The 18,682-nt window shown below is 38.8% G+C and carries 18 protein-coding genes; 9 read left to right on the forward strand and 9 right to left on the reverse strand.

The genetic code is table 11. The annotated features are described in order from the left end of the window. The first annotated feature begins 364 nt into the window (after window positions 1–364). Window positions 365–958, forward strand: a complete 594-nt coding sequence (locus C9J48_RS24300) for an FMN-dependent NADH-azoreductase (RefSeq protein ID WP_006231978.1) — start codon at window positions 365–367, stop codon at window positions 956–958. Window positions 959–1,215: 257 nt separating this feature from the next. After that, entirely contained in the window at window positions 1,216–1,692 is a 477-nt protein-coding gene (locus C9J48_RS24305; protein ID WP_006231979.1) for a hypothetical protein, read from the forward strand. 93 nt (window positions 1,693–1,785) lie between these two features. Here the strand turns inward: C9J48_RS24305 and C9J48_RS24310 are convergent, their stop codons facing one another. Next, complete coding sequence (locus C9J48_RS24310; RefSeq protein WP_006231980.1) at window positions 1,786–3,150, reverse strand: MipA/OmpV family protein; 1,365 nt, start codon at window positions 3,148–3,150, stop codon at window positions 1,786–1,788. 254 nt (window positions 3,151–3,404) lie between these two features. Beyond that, a complete protein-coding gene (locus C9J48_RS24315; protein ID WP_006231981.1) occupies window positions 3,405–3,710 on the reverse strand; it encodes a DUF496 family protein in 306 nt (101 codons plus the stop codon). Between the two features lie 567 nt (window positions 3,711–4,277). Here C9J48_RS24315 and cspE (C9J48_RS24320) point away from each other — a divergent pair. After that, a complete protein-coding gene (gene cspE / locus C9J48_RS24320; RefSeq protein WP_006231982.1) occupies window positions 4,278–4,487 on the forward strand; it encodes a transcription antiterminator/RNA stability regulator CspE in 210 nt (69 codons plus the stop codon). A gap of 427 nt (window positions 4,488–4,914) precedes the next feature. Continuing rightward, window positions 4,915–5,124 carry a transcription antiterminator/RNA stability regulator CspE gene (cspE, locus tag C9J48_RS24325; protein ID WP_006231983.1) on the forward strand — a complete coding sequence of 70 codons (210 nt, stop codon included), beginning with the start codon at window positions 4,915–4,917 and terminating at the stop codon, window positions 5,122–5,124. Between the two features lie 92 nt (window positions 5,125–5,216). On the opposite strand, the gene C9J48_RS24330 is transcribed toward cspE (C9J48_RS24325), so the two are convergent. After that, the gene (locus tag C9J48_RS24330) at window positions 5,217–6,143 is read right to left on the reverse strand and encodes a D-alanine--D-alanine ligase (protein ID WP_036803393.1); all 927 of its coding nucleotides are present in this window, start codon (window positions 6,141–6,143) and stop codon (window positions 5,217–5,219) included. 213 nt (window positions 6,144–6,356) lie between these two features. Between C9J48_RS24330 and C9J48_RS24335 the strand changes: the two genes are divergently transcribed. Continuing rightward, window positions 6,357–7,097, forward strand: a complete 741-nt coding sequence (locus C9J48_RS24335) for a prephenate dehydratase domain-containing protein (RefSeq protein WP_006231985.1) — start codon at window positions 6,357–6,359, stop codon at window positions 7,095–7,097. A 74-nt stretch (window positions 7,098–7,171) separates the two neighbouring features. Here the strand turns inward: C9J48_RS24335 and C9J48_RS24340 are convergent, their stop codons facing one another. The 4 genes from C9J48_RS24340 to C9J48_RS24355 form a co-directional block, all read right to left on the reverse strand. After that, entirely contained in the window at window positions 7,172–7,801 is a 630-nt protein-coding gene (locus C9J48_RS24340; protein ID WP_006231986.1) for a LysE family translocator, read from the reverse strand. Window positions 7,802–7,899: 98 nt separating this feature from the next. Further along, entirely contained in the window at window positions 7,900–8,412 is a 513-nt protein-coding gene (locus C9J48_RS24345) for a ClbS/DfsB family four-helix bundle protein (RefSeq protein ID WP_006231987.1), read from the reverse strand. A gap of 123 nt (window positions 8,413–8,535) precedes the next feature. Next, entirely contained in the window at window positions 8,536–8,919 is a 384-nt protein-coding gene (locus C9J48_RS24350) for a carboxymuconolactone decarboxylase family protein (RefSeq protein WP_006231988.1), read from the reverse strand. Window positions 8,920–9,147: 228 nt separating this feature from the next. Beyond that, the gene (locus C9J48_RS24355) at window positions 9,148–12,438 is read right to left on the reverse strand and encodes a prealbumin-like fold domain-containing protein (protein WP_006231989.1); all 3,291 of its coding nucleotides are present in this window, start codon (window positions 12,436–12,438) and stop codon (window positions 9,148–9,150) included. Between the two features lie 378 nt (window positions 12,439–12,816). On the opposite strand from C9J48_RS24355, the gene C9J48_RS24360 reads away from it, so the two are divergent. From C9J48_RS24360 to C9J48_RS24370, 3 genes are all read left to right on the forward strand, one after another. Continuing rightward, on the forward strand, window positions 12,817–13,077 hold the full coding sequence (locus C9J48_RS24360; protein ID WP_006231990.1) for a hypothetical protein: 261 nt from the start codon (window positions 12,817–12,819) through the stop codon (window positions 13,075–13,077). Window positions 13,078–13,298: 221 nt separating this feature from the next. Then, the gene (locus C9J48_RS24365; RefSeq protein ID WP_006231991.1) at window positions 13,299–15,158 is read left to right on the forward strand and encodes a diguanylate cyclase domain-containing protein; all 1,860 of its coding nucleotides are present in this window, start codon (window positions 13,299–13,301) and stop codon (window positions 15,156–15,158) included. Between the two features lie 91 nt (window positions 15,159–15,249). Continuing rightward, window positions 15,250–15,522, forward strand: a complete 273-nt coding sequence (locus C9J48_RS24370) for a hypothetical protein (RefSeq protein ID WP_006231992.1) — start codon at window positions 15,250–15,252, stop codon at window positions 15,520–15,522. Window positions 15,523–15,661: 139 nt separating this feature from the next. Here the strand turns inward: C9J48_RS24370 and C9J48_RS24375 are convergent, their stop codons facing one another. Next, complete coding sequence (locus C9J48_RS24375; protein WP_006231993.1) at window positions 15,662–16,651, reverse strand: alpha/beta hydrolase; 990 nt, start codon at window positions 16,649–16,651, stop codon at window positions 15,662–15,664. Window positions 16,652–16,973: 322 nt separating this feature from the next. On the opposite strand from C9J48_RS24375, the gene C9J48_RS24380 reads away from it, so the two are divergent. Next, window positions 16,974–17,375, forward strand: coding sequence for a YkgJ family cysteine cluster protein (locus tag C9J48_RS24380; RefSeq protein WP_036803395.1), 402 nt, complete (start codon window positions 16,974–16,976; stop codon window positions 17,373–17,375). 813 nt (window positions 17,376–18,188) lie between these two features. Here C9J48_RS24380 and C9J48_RS24390 read toward each other — a convergent pair. Next, window positions 18,189–18,590, reverse strand: coding sequence for a response regulator (locus C9J48_RS24390; RefSeq protein ID WP_006231996.1), 402 nt, complete (start codon window positions 18,588–18,590; stop codon window positions 18,189–18,191). Window positions 18,591–18,682 lie beyond the last annotated feature (92 nt).

Consider the following 18,682-nt stretch of genomic DNA (forward strand, 5'->3'; position numbering starts at 1 on the left):
GCAAGGCTCTCACGAGCCATTCCCCTAAGCCCGAGACAGGAGTCGTTTCGGGCTATTTTTTGTCTGTTCCCCCCCCTCATGAATATGCCTTCTGCTTTTGGGGTAAACAATCTGTATCGCATTAATGAATACAGCTCATCATTTCTGACCAAACCAGACTTAGCATACTCTAACCTTCAGAATTTCGCTGCTAACATTCAACAAATAAAAAAGTAACAACATGATTATTAACAATAATTACAACCGAACAATGACGTTCTATTTTTTTGAATAAGATACACGGATTTTTCCGCTATCTTCTGTATGCTCTCCCTTTTATAGTTAAACCCATAGCAAACAGCTAATACCGAATAAGGAATACAACATGTCTAATGTACTCGTACTTAAATCAAGCATTCTTGGTGACTACTCACAATCAAATGGCCTTATCGACCATCTTGTTTCTTCATGGGGAGATAGTGTCAGTTCTGTCATTGAACGTGATTTAGTCGCAACACCTATTCCTGTATTAGATGGAGAGATTGCAGGTGGTTTGCGTGGTGGTGATACACTGACTGCTCGTCAAGAAGAAGCCCTTACACTATCTGATATGCTTATCAACGAATTACAAAACAGCGATACAATCGTTATTGCTGCGCCAATGTATAACTTCTCTGTGCCCACTCAGCTTAAAAACTGGTTCGATATTATTGCACGTGCAGGTGTTACTTTTTCATATACTGAAAATGGTCCTGTAGGGCTAATTACAGGTAAGAAAGTGATTGTTGTAACAACACGTGGCGGCATGCACAAAGATGGCCCTACCGATACAATGGTGCCATACCTTAAAACAATCCTTGGTTTCATTGGCTTAACCGATATTGAATTTGTTTACGGTGAAGCACTCGCGATGGGTGAAGAAATGGCAGCTAAAGGCATTACAAACGCTAAATCAGCTTTAGAAAAAATCAGTGCATAAGCATTGATGCTATCAATGACTTTTAGATAACCAATTAAACTGCCTGCTAAGAATTATTTTAGCTTTTTGCCTTATCGGATCACATTGTTCGATAAGGCTTTTTTATTTTATGGTGTGATATCTCAACTTCAGCCTTCACTGCTTTTAATCTGAGACCAACCTACTTAATTTGCTCTGATAATAATTGTTAATCTAGATCAGTATCTGGCAAGCATGCTACTGCATTGATCCAGTCAGAATATAAAGAGAGTAATAACGTGATTAAAACAAACCCCTTCATTGGCAACGATACCGACCGTGAACAAATCTGGCACATGCTTGTTAGCCGCGACATTAAAGCATACTGTGATGCCGATTGGTCGCAGGTGGCTGATGATTTCATCGAAGAAGAATTTTATGCAGTTAATGGTAATAAGAACCCTGACCCAGGCTCATGGAATTTAGCATTCTCGACGCTAAGTCATTACCGCGATGAATGGCTAAAACAAGCCGAACTTGCTCAGCGAACAGAATATGCAGAGCCATTAGAAGCTGCTGTTCACGCGGCAACAACATTGAATCACATTAGTATAGAAAACGGACGGGCGATTGCGCGTAAACAATTTAAAGGCGCAATTAAACGCGCTGATGGGCAATCTGATGAACTATTATGGCAAACGCTATACTATTTAAAAAGCACAGATACTGGCTGGAAAATCTGCGGGTTTACAGGTTACCTTCCCTACACAGAATAACGCTGACTGTGTGTGTTAATCAAAAAAGCCATGCGACATCCACTTATTATATTACTCCAGCCGTTAGTAATCGATGCATTGCATGGCTTTCGATTAGAAACCGAACTGTACGTAAACAGTATTGTAATTACTACCGCCTTTAATTCTGCCAAACTGGGAAGCAGATTCAAAGATTGCAGAACGGTGATGCAAACTATATCCCACCCAAACATCATCCAACGATTTCTGATTAAAGATATCACCAAGATTTACATCAAAAGAAAAATCAAGGTAGTTTAATAACTTACTTGGCTCGTAGCCCTTACGTTCCATTTCACTGCCTTCGATATAGGTAATCTTACTGGCATAGGATAAACCTTCAGCTAAACCAAAACGCCATTGCACAGGCCAATCGAAAGTGTAATAGGCTTTAATCGCGAGAACATATTCTTGCGATGAACTTTGTACATCAGATTCCCAATGCCACGCAACACCAGGCGTTAAATAGATATCTAACGGTAAACCAAATAGTTCATCAGTCAGCGGATGCCCATAGAAAATGGACGTAAGCTTATTATCAAATTCATCTTTTTCACGGTTAAACTTAAAAATATCGCCAATGTTAGAAGGTGTTGCCCAACCGTGGGCTATGCGCCAATATGATTTGTTTGATATTGATGATTTTACAGGTTTGCTGTCATCACGGAAGAAACCAAAGCCAGCATATAACTCACCTTGCCAATCAGCATCAATCGTCGCTGAATCTCTTACATTGCTATCAAAACGTCTTGCGTATGCGCCGCCCAATAAATACAAATTAGACGCGACATGATAACGCGCAGTGGTGCCAAGTTTTAAATCAATGCCGCCGTCTATAGATTCTTGATTCAACCCATAATAGTACGAGTTATAATCTGATTCTTTCCATATTAATGAAGCACTTGGTTGAACTAACCAGTTCCCTTCGTCATAACGTGCACCAATCGTAGCCACAGAATGAAAACGCATACTTGAGTCGAACATTAAATCCACTTTAGAATAAATATTTTCATCAATATTAAACTTAAACTGCAGCCCACCATCGCCACTGTCACCTCCTATTTCATTTTGGAATGATGAAGGTAGATCAATAAAATGCATTCGAATAAGTGCATTCACTTCCCAATCATCTTCTCTATATATGTTTAGACCGCCTTCTGTACCGTAAACAAAAAACCTATCACCTTGATAAAACATCATGGGTACAAACGTGCTAACAGTACTATCTTCAACTGCACTACTCGTAGAATACGGGATAGACGCCACTCGAACAGCAGCAGCAATACCCCAATTCTGTTCTTCATCTCGCTTATCACGTAGATCTTGTAATGATACAAAGCCTGTTTTCTTAGCGTCTTTTTGCTCTACGTTAGATCCATCATCACTCGCGAATGCGAATACAGGTAACGACAATACGAAACAAGCCCAACGTTTTATCAAATTTACATCCCCACAAATGCTACAGACTTATCAATTATTTGATGCAATGATTACTATCCCCTAGTTACCTCAAGATGCTCGTTTCAGCGAGAATCTTGATCTAGCTTGAGTATAACTCACTAATTTATTGTATTAGCTTAACTGTTTAGTAGTAAAAAATGCCAAAAAAAAAGCCTGATCATGATCAGGCTTATATATCGTTCTAATTTTACACAACTCAGACCTTAATACCACTATCTAGTGGTAAGCTTCTGTTATTTGTGTGCAATTTCTGCTTTCTTAAGATCTTTTACATTCTTGCTGACTTCACGACGCTCTTTAGAAAGCTCTGCGCTAACGATGATGTGGTCGTCAACACGATCTTCATAATCACCCTTCATGTTTTCAACAATCTCTAGAATCGCTTCTTGGCTCATATCTGGGCGAATGTAGTCCAATAAGTTTTCTAGCAATTCAACACGCTTGCGGTTGTCACGGATTTTACGGTCGTTATCAAGAATTTCACGCTTCAATTTGTTTTTGCGGCGTGTTTGGCGTACTAGCTCAAGGATGTTGTTCATTTTTTGTCCCTTAATAAAAATATAAATCTATCTGAACTGACTTAATGCAAGATCTTATTCGGAGGTTATAAACACACCAACAGATCACTTAATCACTCAGTTCATTATCACTGAAATCGTTATAACAGAAATTCGTATAAAACCTCAAGCAATACCACCAGCATTATGCTTTTTACGGAAAAGATATTCGAATTACACTTAGTTAGTGCCTACTAGAATCTACTGATTCTAAAATAGCTTCCTTGATTTCGTTCAAGATAATCGAACTATTGTAACAAATGATTATGACAAACATAGGCACCCCTAAAATTTAGACATTCGTGCCTGTCGATATGTGAATTAACCCACAAAATCTTCACACAATTATTTGCATTTGGCATATGAGTGCCTACTCTTCTAATAGGTTAATACGTTTTTGACAGTAATATCGCAACCTGAACAAAGAAAACTTCGTGTAACATTTCCACTATGGATTGGTTACTTTGAAGGTATTCACCACTTCAATTTGCACTATCCGTTAAATGGTTATTGCCTATAACAGTTGATGTAGAAAAATCAGGAGACAACATGTCTAAAGCAACAGGTACCGTTAAGTGGTTCAATGAAGAAAAAGGTTTCGGTTTCATCACACAGGATAACGGCGGTGCTGACGTATTCGTTCATTTTCGTGCCATTACGGGCGACGGCTTTAAAACACTAGCCGAAGGTCAAAAAGTTTCTTATGAAACGGAGCAGGGACCAAAAGGTTTACAAGCTGCAAATGTAGAAGCTATCTAATTGTAGATATATTTTATATAACAGTTTATAAAATAGGGCTTTTTAGCCCTTTTTTTCGTCATTCCTCACCATCAATTAACAACCTCAACCCAACCCATCTTTTTCCTTACATTTCTGGTCTAACTTGTTAAATTAATAAGATTTTTGAAATGTATAACTGTTATTTTTGTCACATTTTTGATGATAAGTCATTTAAACTATTTGTAACCCCTTGCCCCTCTTCCTAGCCTATGGCTTAATGGAGTTCGGCTTGTAATGCAGAAATATTTATGCCGCAAATTGAAATAGAAAACTTCGTTCCGCTACTTAGTAATAAGTGTTGTTGTCCTGAAGAGCTTCAAACTTCTTTTGTCCATAAGTAATACATTATGTTGGCTTAAGTGCGCAATAATGCGTAATAACACAATACAAATTCAGGAGACATAAAATGTCTAAAACAACAGGTATCGTTAAGTGGTTTAACGACGAAAAAGGTTTCGGCTTCATCACTCAAGATAACGGCGGTGCTGACGTATTCGTTCACTTCCGTGCAATCACTGGTGACGGATTCAAATCTCTAGCTGAAGGTCAGAAAGTATCTTTTGACGTTGAGCAAGGCCAAAAAGGCCCTCAAGCTGCAAACGTTGAAATCGCATAATTCGCTAATTAATTAGTGATCTTAAAAGGGTATCTAACGATACCCTTTTTGTTTTATAGCAATCAGCATTTAGTCAACATGCTAGGCATGACTTAGCAAATATCCTCATATTTTGCAGAATCGAGCAAGGATGAAATAACCTGCTCAAAGCTTAGCCCTGCTTCTTTTGCTGCCATTGGAAATACACTTCGTGTTGTCATTCCTGGAATGGTGTTCATTTCAATCAAGAAAACATCGCCAGATTCATCCAAAATAGTATCTACCCGACCCCAGCCTCGACATCCAAGTGCATTGTATGCGTTTAACGCTAATACTTGCATATCGCGTTCTTGTTCGCTCGTTAGATCACTAGGGCAATGATAAGTAGCACTCTGACTGCCAAATTTCGCATCATAATCAAAAAACTGTTCAGACCGAATTTGAACAATAGGTAATGCTTCGCCATTAAGCACTGCACACGTATATTCACGACCTGCTATGAATGATTCAATCAAAATATCATCATCATATTCAAAGGCAGTGATCACCGCCTCTAAGAGGTCAGCATTATTATCTACCTTTGACACCCCAATGCTGCATCCTTGAGATATAGGTTTAACCACTACAGGGCAAACAACACTCAACAACTGTGCTTTAATGTCGTCCATCGGTGCATGCTTATGAAGGGTTACCCAATCAGCACTCTTTAAACTATTACTTTGCCAAATTTCTTTACTATTGAGTTTATTTAGAGACATTGCAGAGGCTAAAGTACCACTGCCGGTATAAGGGATTTTAAGCAAATCTAACAAGGCTTGAACATGCCCGCTTTCTCCTATTCCGCCATGTAACGCAATAAACACTTTATCTAGTTTGAAAAAACCCATCAGGGTTACATCAATGTGCTTAGGATCAATTGAAATTGCTTCATGACCCAACGATTCAATCGCGTTTACTACACACTCACCTGATTTTAAAGAGACAGATCTTTCACTAGATTCTCCCCCGAGTAACACACCAATACGCATTTTATTAGACAACCCTGTAGCTCATTATATTCACTGCCCTAATAATATACTAATCAGTAAATATGCACATTGGTCAATATGAAAAAAGTGAATGTGTGTATGTTTTTTTAGACACTCCTTTGATTAAACACATGTAGTTGTTTAATTAAAAAGCAATTAGCAGTTAAACTCAATCACATAATCACGAACAAACAAGTGACGCCGTCACTTAAGAAAGGCGAAAACATGAAAACACGATCAATAAGTTATGTAGGTATTATCACACTCACTTCATGCCTGTCATTTTCAGTTATAGCAGAAACAACATCGCAGGTTTATGTCCAAGCCAGCGAAGGCAGCTTTAATAATGCGGCAATTAATCAGCTCTACACAAAGATTAATCAACAACGGCCAAACTATGTTTTCTCAGGTACTCCTCTTCAAACATTCACCGCCGCAGAAACACATTCTGCTTTTGCCTTTACTGCATTAGAGAACTCCACAATTAAAGGCAATCTAGTTCAAGCAACCTTGAAAGCGATTCAAGAATATAAAGTAACAGAAGTAAAAGCCGCAATTCGCACACCAATAGAAATGTGTTTATTACGATCTAAAACGGACGTATCAGCTAAACAAGTATTGATACAAATTGCATCTCACCCTGCAGCTTTAAAGCAAATTGACAAGTGGAAGAGTCAGTACAACGCATTAGAAGAGTTATCCATACCCAAAGGGACTGCTGAAGCCGCAAGAATGGTTGCTACGGGTGAATTACTGTCAGGCACAGGTGCAATTGGCGCTTGTATGCTAGAAGATCTTTACCCACAACTGGTTGTGACAGAGAAAAGCATTCAAGATAACAAAGATAATAGAACCCTTTTTGCACTAATGAAGCTAACAAAACGAGACTTGCCAATATCAGAAAAGCGAGCAAATAAAGAGTTAAGAGAAGTAATCCTAAAGTCAGAAAAATTGAATATTGATTAAGTCCTATTTAATTTCATCGGTAATTTATAATAATTACCGATATTTCAACATATTATAAATGATTAATTTACCGTTTAAAGCATCATGACTCTTAAGCCAAACATGGCAAATAGACCACCGGTAACATAATCAACGAGGCTTGATATTCGGCTGTATGCTCCTTTCGCTGAGTTATGCGAAAAAATCGCAGCAAGCGTAAGGTGCCAGCATAATGTAATTGATGACATTATTAACATAATAGTAAACATCAACCCCACAGTAATTTCTGGAGGCATTGAAACACTGAATAAACTAACGACAAAGAAACCAGTTTTTGGGTTTAAAATACTGGTGATAAATGCAGAAAAAAAGACCTTTCGTTTTGAGGGAAGTACTGCTTGATGAACATCTGTCGTATTTGCTCTATTTTTATCAAATCGTGCACGGTAAATCTGGCGTATGCCTAGATAAAGTAAGTAACTTCCACCACAGAACTTCATTATCCAAAATAATTGAGGGAAAAGGGAAAATAGAATGACGAGCCCTGAGCCTCCAAAGAGCGCCCATAACAATATCGCAGAGCTGACCCCAAAGGCTGAAAACGTTGCAAGTTTGCGATCATAATGCAGTGCTGTATTAATAGTAAGCAGAACATTAGCCCCCGGGGTAATAACTGCTAATATCCAAATAAGAACAACATGAGTAACAACCAACAAATAATCCATCGCCCACTTTCCTAAAGTGTTATCAAATACCTAAAAACCATAATACTCTCTAGTTTCCATGTGAAAGCATCAATATGATCGTTTTTATCCTAATATACTCACTTGATCCCATTTATTTTTTTGAATCGTCTAACCTTGATTCGCACATTTTTCATTGGTGATGTATTAAATTGAATCATACGTCCAAGTGTCCACTTTTCATACCAATTCACACCATAAAGAGCATGGTTATCAAGACTAGCCAATAGCAGTAAAATATCTTGCGTTGTCGCTGTGAACTCACTTTGTAAGCTCAAGTAATCCCAATTTTTATAACCTTTTTGAAAACTCTGTGCCAATAATCCTAGTTGATTCCATTTATACCCCGTCTCTGGGAAGTCGACGCTTTGCCCCTGTGATTGTAGTGAATACCACTTCAAAACAAGTTTCCCCCAGCCAATCAAATATGCAAGCGTATCGCACACACTAATAGCCGTGCCTTTAACATTCCCTTCTAGCGCAATTGTTCTCGACAATTCAACAGGAATTGAGCGATAGTCATCTAGCAATTTTCCAGATGCGAGGGCAATAGCATTGATTAATTCATCTTTATTCTGGGGGATTGATGGCATACATGATCCATTTAACTACCGCCTGTAATTTGTGGCGCTATTGACGCCACAAATTAAGCTAAACACCATAATAACAAAGCTCATTCAAACCCGAACGACTGAAAAATAGTATTTGTTTGATTTTTATACCGGTATTTCGTCGCGAGATTCAAACACTTCTTTCGCTACAGTCATTCCATTTATTGCAGCTGGAAAACCCGCATACACTGACATTTGAAGGATAACCTCTGTGATTTCCTTCTGAGTACAGCCTATATTCAAAGCACCATTAATATGCCCATTAAGCTGTGGCTGGCAGTTTCCAAGTGCTGTTAAAGCAGCAATTGTAACGAGTTCACGAGTACGGTAATCCAGCCCATCTCGCTGCAATATATCGCCAAAAGGATACTCAATTGTATACTTCGCAAGATCAGGGCAAACCTCACTAAAAGCATCTATTAAATTATTAGCGCCATTAGGCTCTAATTCATTCAGTTTTTCGGCACCTTTTAAGTATCTTTCACTCATTTTTCATCAACTTAGACAGACAAATCATAGAGTGATTAAAATATCATTTTCTATATCAATAACCTATAAAGATTCAAAAATAAACAGACTAATACTTATTTAAGTTGGTATAGCTCACTATCGCTACGATTCTTATCGTAGATCCCAAAAAGAAAGGAGGCATATTAGCCTCCTTCTATTTATTTGTATAAGAATGTGCAATTAATGCGTTTTATGTGTACCTACCCACTATCGACACATTCTGCCTCTACTATATTTATTCAGTGCTAACGCCAATTTCTTTGCAGTCCTCGCATATTTTCGAGACATATAGCCATAAGATCCATCGTACCCTACATGCAGCAACAAGTTTTGACCGTCTTGCATAAGACGAGAGGATTTATCACACATCGCGTAACCTAATGATTGATACACTTTCGCTTTCAATAGTTTACCAGCCAAATAATGAGCAGGTAAGCGTCGATTATTGTAATAATGGCTATTAAAAAGTTTAGAAAGTAACTCACAGCTATCAATACGCATATATCCTACATTGTATGCATTATTTGCAATGTAGTTTTCCGTCACTTCATAACCTTGCTTCATCACATAGCAGACCTCTTGCTGCGGCGGATGACTAGCCACCTTGTAGTGCTTCACATTATTCAGCTCGAAGACTAGCGTTTGCCCATTATCCACCATGAAGTTCACACAATAGGTACTGGTGCTTTTATAATCTACAGAGGTATCAGTATTTGGATTGAACACTTCGCTATAACCCAATTCAGGCTCAATCACAGAACTAGTATTTTCAGTATAAGCAATGGATGTATCTGCACGACCATCACCATCTGTATCAACTCGCCAAATTGGACGCCAACCAAACGGAATATTCACTTCACATAAAGTATATTCGACGCCAGAGTCCAATTTTACGCCACCAAAATCTAAACTCGTAGGAGGTGTAGACGCCGACACATTCCCCCCGGGGCCCGTTAGTGTAAAGTCCCAAACATCATTGGTTTCATATCCTTTAGTTAACTTAAGCACTTCCACCATGCCTTTTTCGCTGTTGGTAAATGTACATTCTACGGTTTCACCTGGGTCTAACTCGATATTTGCTTTGCGGTTATTCACATCCACTGACGAGTTTTGAGTACCCTCGGTACAAACAAGATTAGATAATGAGTAAGTAGGAGCCGGATTATCCTCTATTACGGTGTAACTACCAGCTGGTACATTCATGAAAGTTTGGCTAGCAGCGTCATTTAAGGTAAATGTTGTTCCCGCATCGCTAATATTATGTGTAAAACCAAAACCTTCTCCACCACTAGGCTCAGTCACTTTATGAATAATAATGGTACCAAGCTGTCGATTTGTGAACGAACATGCCTTAGTTGTTCCAGTATCATTTTCCGTCACTGTAAACTCACAACCAGTACTGGAAATTTGCTCCCAACCGGGCTTGAGGGTTTCAGCTATTGTATACTCACCTGGAGCCAACTCCAGAGGACCAGCGTTATCTTGAAATAGTTCGAAAGCAGATGCGTCACTATCGGCAGTAATTAGTTCAACAGAGCCTGTAAGTGGGCTACCTGCTAATGTCATTACCCAATCATTTTCAAGCCCTGCGGGTAGGGTAACTTTGTTTACCGATACTAATACCGGAGCATCAACCTCCGGTTCAATCAAAACAAAATTTGCGATATCCGAACAGTCATCAATCGTTGGCTGTGCAGGCAACGTAAGGTCAACGGTTTGAATCGCAGGTCCATCTACAATCAAGGTTCCACAGGTACTAACACTCAGCGTATATACGTCAGGAATGAGATTGCTAGCATCAATAGAAAGCACATTGTTAGTGTCATCAAACATATACGTTAAAGTATCAACGACCACATTACTGCTATTTTTAACTTCAACCTCACAGGTCAACGTTTCTGATGTCGCTAAAACAGGAATATTGACTGATACCGTCAAATCAATAAGTGCGGTACTGACAATTGAAATATTCACAGGATTCGCACTTGTCCCGCTAGATGCTGTTGCACCATCAGATGCAGTTAACAATGCCCAGTCAGACAAAATACCTGATGTTGCTGTCGCTGCAGGTACAGAGATGCGCTTATTAAAGACGACAGCGTTCGCAGCAGACTGAGTAGCTGATGTCCATAATAAATTCTCATTATTCTGTTCTAAAAGAGTCGCTAATGTATAAGCCACACCATCGAGGGTAAAATCACCATTAGCACTACCTGCTGCCGTACCCAATGCAGCATAACTTAACCCATTCCCTGTAATTGTTTCAGTGTCGGTAATCACGGCTGTAGTACTGTCTTGAGAGCCTGGTTGAATGCCAGCACCATCAGTGTCTAAGTCAAAGCTGGCGCTTGTTTGTCCTGTTATAGGAAGAGAAGAAGCAGGATCGGAATATGTAGCAACCACGGTATCACTTAGGTCAGTCACACCTGATGCTGCAGAAAATGTATGTATAAGTACATTTTCTTCTTGGTTGGGTTGTAATATAACATCACCAGAAATTACAACATCTAAAGGCACTATACCAGCCCCAACATTACCGCTAATGGTATCTGTTACATTGATCGTTATTTCACGTGCTGCTGGGTTTGTGGCATAGATATTGGTGACCACCAATACTTCCCCTGCCGTGCTTGGAATAACACTCCACTCGACCCTAATTTCAACATCTTGCTCATTGGTTACAGAGGTGTCACAAGTATCACCAAGGTTTACTGCTGTCGGTGAGGCTTGCTTGGTAACATTCCAAATATCGCCACCACCTTGTGTCGCGGTCATGTCTTTGCGCAACGATGCCGCAACGATATCTTTGACTGGAATGGGTACTGTTCGCTTTCCTTTTGTAAAATCTTCTGATTCAAACATATACGCTTGCAGTGATGACCCACTAAATTGGCTGGCACCGATAGCCAAACGGCTAGCCCAGTCAATCACACACGTTGTATTAGCATTTTGAGATATCGTCAGTTCACGGTAAATAACATCATCAATACCACCAGTTACTGTACCAGTTTGATCAATTAATTGTGGACCAACACTTAAGGTACATGAAGGATCCGAGAAAGCATTTAACGAGTCACTGGGAGATGTAATAATTTGTACATCAAAAATTTGGTCATATCCCTCAACGCCATTAAGTGCATTATCGGCAGCAATCAGCACGTTGTATTGTGCATTTGTTCCATTTTGATTATTTTTCGTTATTAAGCGATGTGGAACCAAGTCTAGCTCATGCCATCCTTTCCCTAAGTTCCCTGAGGTATAGGGCGTGTCGTTCCCTCCTAAGCTACTTACATCTTGGCAGGTAAAATTGCCATCCGTATTCGGTAACGTACCATCAGGCGTTATCAATGGAGAGCCATCATTTCGGCAACCTTCCAAGGTAAATTGCAGTGTATTGGGCGGTTCAACAAACGCAACTGAAGCACCTGAATAAAAAATCGACAACATACATACCGCACCGATCATGAGTAATCGGTTGGTTATACCAATGAATTTCATAGATTAAGCCCTTAATACAACTTGCAGGTTACGCCCACAAAAAAAGAGTGAAAATGGCAACTTTGCTTAACTACTTGAAAAGAATTCAAGCATTTCACAAAGCGTACCTCTAGCGTAGCCAATAGATATTGCCTCTTTGAGGGCTTTCATTAGAAGGGTTAACATTGATTCAAAGTGTTGAAGACAATACTTCGCGTTGCGACTGAGATAAGAATCTTACCTACGTAGGAATAATCCTTATTTCAAGAAATACGTACAAGATAAACACCTTAATAGCAGAGAAGTTAAAAGAGGAAAAAACAAAAAAAAGATGTTCTCTTTTTAATTCACGTCAATGGGTTACCATATTCTCGAGCCTAACCAGACGAGTAAACAACCATGTTCTATTGGATGGATGACGAAAAGAATGCCCTAACTGGCATTAGTCTTTTACATAATGAACGTACCGACTGTGGAACCTATATTAGCGAACAACTTATAATTGGCTATCACTCAAGTTATGAAAGTGCGCTTAAGTACGCCAAAATTATGCATCCCGATAAGCACCCTAAAATATGCCCACAATGCCTCGCTTTTTTAGCTGAAATGAAACGCATCAAAACCCAATGCCTACAAAATAGCGAACAACATGTAGATTGAAACCGATATAATCCGCGTGCTTTATGGCGCGGTTTCTCTGAAGTACTATTTACTCGGCTATAATTAATTACCTGATAAATAGACCGTCAATAAAAAGGAGGTATCGTTATTTTATTGACAGTTCATGTTTGAATTGTTCACATCAAAAATATATCCTCTCACCACTCACCTAAGAAGTAAAAAAGCGCATCTATGATAACAATTATTCAGACCCACTACTTATGCTGATATTCTTCACCAAAAATCTTGGCTGGCGAATTCAGTTTACGTTATCTCTGTTTGTCTTTATTACAGCTGTACCGATTGGCTTGATTTGGTATACAAGCTCTGAACAAGTACTATTCAAAACCATAGAAAAACTCTATCACCATTCTAGCGAGGTGATTAAGAGTCAGTTAGACGACTTTTTCACTGAAGCCAAAATCGTCTATGAACATCAATCTCGGTTAAATATTAACTTAGCCGAAACTATCAACGATCGAGACAAACTGTTGACACATATCGCCAATATCTTGAATCACCACCATGATATTGATTATTACTATTTTGCCAACAATAAAGGTGCCTTGCTGTCGTTGGGGAAATCTCAAAATGCACAATATATACGTCTTGAGTCTGATCAACCCAGCGTCGGTCCAATTAGTAGTTATAAAGCTGATTTCAGTGGAAACGGCGAGCATATCTTAAACCAAAAGGCTTTTTTTGATCCCCGCACTCGTGATTGGTATCAGCGGGCACTAGGAAAAAACCAGCCGGTATGGAGTGATATCTACCCTGGTGTCATCGAAGATATTTTAGGTATTAGCCTTTCTAAAGTGCTAAAAGACACTGACGGTAAAGTACTTGGTGTATGGGGGTTAGATCTAACGCTCAACAGTGTGACTCAGAAATTACAGAAAAGTAAATTGAGCCCAAACAGTACAGTTCTCTTAATGAATACAAGAGGCGGGATTATTGCGAGTACGAATGATCAGCACGCGCCAAAAGATGGACAACTTCTCAATGTAGCATCCGGTCAAGCACCGCTCTTACAATCCATTTGGCCAACAGTCTCGCCCGCAGAATATTACAAAAACAACTCAGCATATCAGTTCCGCTATGAAGGTGAACAATGGGTCTGTTTTACTTCCTATTATCCTCTCAGTGATAGTCGGGACATTTTAGTATTATTTCTAACGCCCGTTTCCGATTTCACATCTGAATTTATCGAAACCATGCATTTTGCCATCATCATTACAGTACTATTAGTTGGCATCGCAATATATTACGGCTCATACGGCACCAAATATATCCTCACGCCGATCATACGGCTCACACACAGCGCTGAAGCGATAAGTCAAGGTAAATGGAATCACCAAATACACCTTGATCGCCAAGATGAGCTCGGTCAACTAGCACGTTCGTTTAATAAGATGATTGAGCACTTAAAATCTTACATCGACCAACTCAATACGCATCAAGATGAAACCGTACGCTTAAATGCATTGCTCGAAAAACAAAACCAGAAGTTAGAAGAGCGCGTTCAAGCGCGTACTCTCTCACTTACCGAAGCCAATAAAAAGCTCCAACAATTAGCGTATTATGATCCTCTAACTAACGTGGCAAGCCGCCGTTACTTTTGGGATGAATTTGAACGCCAGTTACATCAGCCAACAGGACCAGCAGAATCACCGTTACACCGTGGCTGGTTGTTTATTCTCGATATCGATAACTTTAAACAGTTTAATGACCAATATGGCCATGTTGTGGGTGATGATGCACTCAAGTATTTCTCACATGTGTGCACATCATGCCTCAGTGATCAGGATATGATTGGGCGTATCGGTGGTGAAGAATTTGCGATTTGGTCAAACGTTATTCACCAAGCTGAAGCGCAAGCCATCGCCGATGCCATTCTGTCTGCGCTTTCTTTACAACCACTATTCGAAACAGAACATAATGTAGCCATTACAATCAGCGCAAGTATTGGGGTTATACCCTGCCAATATGGCGATAAAAACTGCTACGCACGTGCCGATAAACAACTGTATAAAGCGAAAGCCGCCGGAAAAAACCAAGTATGTATAAATACATACAGGTGATAATGAATTGTAAAATGCGGACATCTGTCACACGACTTTTCCCCTCTTTTTGTTAAAAAGACTTCACTCATTTAACTTAAGGAGGATAAAAATGGCGCTTCGCCCTACAGTTTATGCAGGACGTTGGATATGGGTAAACCCTCACGACTGCTTAATCACACGAGTTCGTTCAGCCAGTAATCCCTTTGGTGATTGTGAAGTTGTTTTTGACCCATTAAACCCAACATGCAGAAATGTCTATTGGAACGACGAAAGTTGGTCATTCACTGATAATGAATATTTTAGCACTGCAGCTGAATCTGTGCGTTTATCTCGTTTTGTAAAGGAACTGAAAAAGCAAATCATTGAAGAAGAACAAAAATAAACTTTAGATGCTTTCACGTTGAAAGCATCTTTACTTTCAATATGAAACCAAGTGATTAGTAACAGTTAATCGCTATTTTGTTATATGATAGGTGCTGGCTTCGCGACACATATCCTTATCTGTTAGGCGCTGTTCACAATTACTGAATCACTTTTCCTATCCATGGTCCAATAAGATCGGAAGCATTCAGAATTATTGAAAAATGATTTTCTTTATCAACGATTTCAATTTCCTTGTTTGCTTTTTCATCACTGTATTTTTGTGCAAACAGGGTTACTTTTACTGGGTCAAATGCCTCATCTTGCTTTCCTATCCATAACCCAAACTGTTTTACATCAGATAATTGAGTATCTGGCGAATAAGGCGTAACAGCGTTTGACATATTAACGGTGTTAAATGACACAATTTCAGGGTTAGCCCTTAATACTGCATCTGGAAAGTTGAATTTTACCGCCTTTGAATGCCCTAAAAATAAACCACCACTCATCGTATTTATGACAAAGTCTGACGTTTTTACTGTAGAAAACTCAAAGCGTTTATTTTCACCCTCATCGTAGTTAGTCTCTGAGCGAAAACCAAAATATGGTGAGAGAAAGACATATCCATCAACTTCAGCTCTTTGCTCCCAACTAGAATAATTAAGTACTAGGCCTGCACCTGCTGAATGTCCCCCGACAAAGATAGGAAGATTAGGATATTTTTCACGAGCAATTTCAACCATTGTATTAGTGTCTGACCACACTTGTTCAACACTTGGAGTATCTCCTCGATCCCCCCCTGAGCTGCCATGTCCTCGAATATCTGGCATATATACGGCTATATTGAAACCATCACGTAAACCAGCGCCAATGTGATTATAGGTAAGCCCACTATGAGCACCAGCTCCATGATAAAAAATTAGAAGTGCTTGTGCCTGTTGTGGCAAATAAGAGCGATATGCCAAAGAAACATCATCCGTTGCTTGTACATACTTAAGAGGCTGCACCGCTTTTTTAGGCGCATTTTTTATCTCAACAAGCGAGAAGAACTTTTCTGTATTCTGCTCATCTGAACTAGCGTATAAATTATTAGTAAGAACAATAGATAACAACATTATTCCTGCATTCATAATCATATATTTTAATTTCATTAACAGTTCCTTTATTAAACAACTATCAAATTTGGCGTTTATTCCATTAGCTCTGCCACATTAAGATATATACAATATGACTACAACGGTGGCATACGGATGCGTAATTAATGCATTTAACACTTACAAAACCCTTTTTCAATTCAATAAGTAGACACGTAAGCCACCTATAAATCTTATGGTTTCATCACATACACAGATAATTTAAAGCGACACTAGTAGAATTCAAATACAACAGTAACCTCTAAACAATCAATACAGTGATCTAAAAATACCATTGATGATACAATGCAGTTTTGCAAACCCTGCTAATTGGCGAATTATGAAAGATTGTAATCAATGCGGTAAATGTTGCATCAAATACGGAGGTGGTGATCTTTCGCCGGCAAAAAATGAAATTGATCTATGGGAAATATTCAACCCAGAAATCTTCAAATTCGTTAAAAATGGTGAGATATGGTTCGATCCTGAATCTGGAGTAAGACTTAAAAAATGCCCCTTTCTTGAACTTGCACCCAAAATAAACTCTCTTGCCCCAAATAAATATACATGCAGCATCTACTTAGATAGACCTGAAGACTGCCGTCATTACCCTAGCCTCATACCAGAAATGATTAGAGATGAATGTGAAATGATTGAAGCAATAGACTTAGACAAACCGAAACAAGCTCAAAGAAGGCTAGATTTATTAATGAAAGGTAGTCGTCCTCCAGGCTACTCATAGAACGAATCAACGATGGCATATAACGCCTTTAACTTATAAATCTCCACCAAACGCACTAACATCCACACCAAAACTGTGGAGTAAAATGCGTCAACTTGATATTTTGATTATGTTTATCTTGTGGTATCAAAAAGCAGTATTCCACTGTTCAGTGTCAACAAACCATCTTTCCTCGTGAATTTTCCCGTCAACAAACTTAAATAACACTGAAAACTGAGAGCCAGATACTTTCTCAGACTTTCAACCAACAATCGAGATGACTTCATTTTGATGGTCTTCCGCTTCAGAATAATGCCTTTACGGTTTCTAGTTAAATCACAACAGTAGGTAAAACCAAGGAAATCAAACATTTTAGGTCTGCGCGATTTACATCACTGGGTACAGAAGATATAGCCCATAAGTCATTCTTAACAGCTTCCCTGCATAGTTCTGACGTTTTATATGATTTGTGAATATGTGCTAATACTCTTCCTTTCTTCTTCACTAATGTAAGTAAAAGTAACTCGGTAATGTATTTATCAGATACAAATTGAATTGCATCTGGATTATTATCAAGTGCTAGCTCACAAAGATGAAAACTCTTGACCTCTTTTGGCACATACTGCAAAGATAATCCATTTTTCTACGGCTAATATGCAAAGCTCATTGCATTGCCATTCAGGCGGAACATATTGTAACGAAATAGGATCAATTTCTATTAAACCTTTAATTACATCATTGCCAATCAAATCAGGTTTTATTGGTAATAACAGTATCGACAATTAACTCGTTGATTATTTCTTTTGCGTTAAATATACAATTCCCTGTGATTGGCTATGAAGTCATATTCAGTTTGTATTTTTTGTTTTCTTCAAATTTCAATATGCTTCGTTTAACTTTAGCAACGGATAATGGCTTTATTAAATAATCTTGAGGCTTGCATAAAAGAGTACGCTTTACTGTTTCAGTATCACTTTCAGACGTTATTATAGAAACAGGTATTGTGGGGTAATTATTTCGAATGAAGGCTAAAAGTTCTAATCCATCAAGACGCTTTTCTATATTTAAATCTAAAAAAATGCCTGTTATATTGTCTTTTGAATTCAAGAGTACCTTATGCGCAGACTCAATACTTGAACATTTCATGATCTCCTTAGGAGTAATGCATTTTCGAATAATTTGAGCTAATACCTCTGCCATCACTTTATTGTCTTCTATTATCAAGAACTTGCTCATTCAGACTCCGATTAAGCACCACATCGCACTGCAACTTAGTTGTTATTATTCATTGATATAACAATAACCTTAACTTAACAACTAAGCGGGGG

The organism is Photobacterium profundum (assembly GCF_003026285.1).
In the GTDB taxonomy this organism is placed as follows: Bacteria; Pseudomonadota; Gammaproteobacteria; order Enterobacterales; family Vibrionaceae; genus Photobacterium; species Photobacterium profundum.

Bases quoted from the DNA above. Each gene is read 5' to 3' on its own strand.
- C9J48_RS24300 (WP_006231978.1), top strand. From the start codon at position 365: ATGTCTAATGTACTCGTACTTAAATCAAGCATTCTTGGTGACTACTCA.
- C9J48_RS24315 (WP_006231981.1), bottom strand. From the start codon at position 3,710: ATGAACAACATCCTTGAGCTAGTACGCCAAACACGCCGCAAAAACAAA.
- cspE (WP_006231982.1), top strand. From the start codon at position 4,278: ATGTCTAAAGCAACAGGTACCGTTAAGTGGTTCAATGAAGAAAAAGGT.
- cspE (WP_006231983.1), top strand. From the start codon at position 4,915: ATGTCTAAAACAACAGGTATCGTTAAGTGGTTTAACGACGAAAAAGGT.
- C9J48_RS24335 (WP_006231985.1), top strand. From the start codon at position 6,357: ATGAAAACACGATCAATAAGTTATGTAGGTATTATCACACTCACTTCA.
- C9J48_RS24340 (WP_006231986.1), bottom strand. From the start codon at position 7,801: ATGGATTATTTGTTGGTTGTTACTCATGTTGTTCTTATTTGGATATTA.
- C9J48_RS24345 (WP_006231987.1), bottom strand. From the start codon at position 8,412: ATGCCATCAATCCCCCAGAATAAAGATGAATTAATCAATGCTATTGCC.
- C9J48_RS24350 (WP_006231988.1), bottom strand. From the start codon at position 8,919: ATGAGTGAAAGATACTTAAAAGGTGCCGAAAAACTGAATGAATTAGAG.
- C9J48_RS24355 (WP_006231989.1), bottom strand. From the start codon at position 12,438: ATGAAATTCATTGGTATAACCAACCGATTACTCATGATCGGTGCGGTA.
- C9J48_RS24360 (WP_006231990.1), top strand. From the start codon at position 12,817: ATGTTCTATTGGATGGATGACGAAAAGAATGCCCTAACTGGCATTAGT.
- C9J48_RS24365 (WP_006231991.1), top strand. From the start codon at position 13,299: ATGCTGATATTCTTCACCAAAAATCTTGGCTGGCGAATTCAGTTTACG.
- C9J48_RS24370 (WP_006231992.1), top strand. From the start codon at position 15,250: ATGGCGCTTCGCCCTACAGTTTATGCAGGACGTTGGATATGGGTAAAC.
- C9J48_RS24375 (WP_006231993.1), bottom strand. From the start codon at position 16,651: ATGAAATTAAAATATATGATTATGAATGCAGGAATAATGTTGTTATCT.
- C9J48_RS24380 (WP_036803395.1), top strand. From the start codon at position 16,974: ATGAAAGATTGTAATCAATGCGGTAAATGTTGCATCAAATACGGAGGT.
- C9J48_RS24390 (WP_006231996.1), bottom strand. From the start codon at position 18,590: ATGAGCAAGTTCTTGATAATAGAAGACAATAAAGTGATGGCAGAGGTA.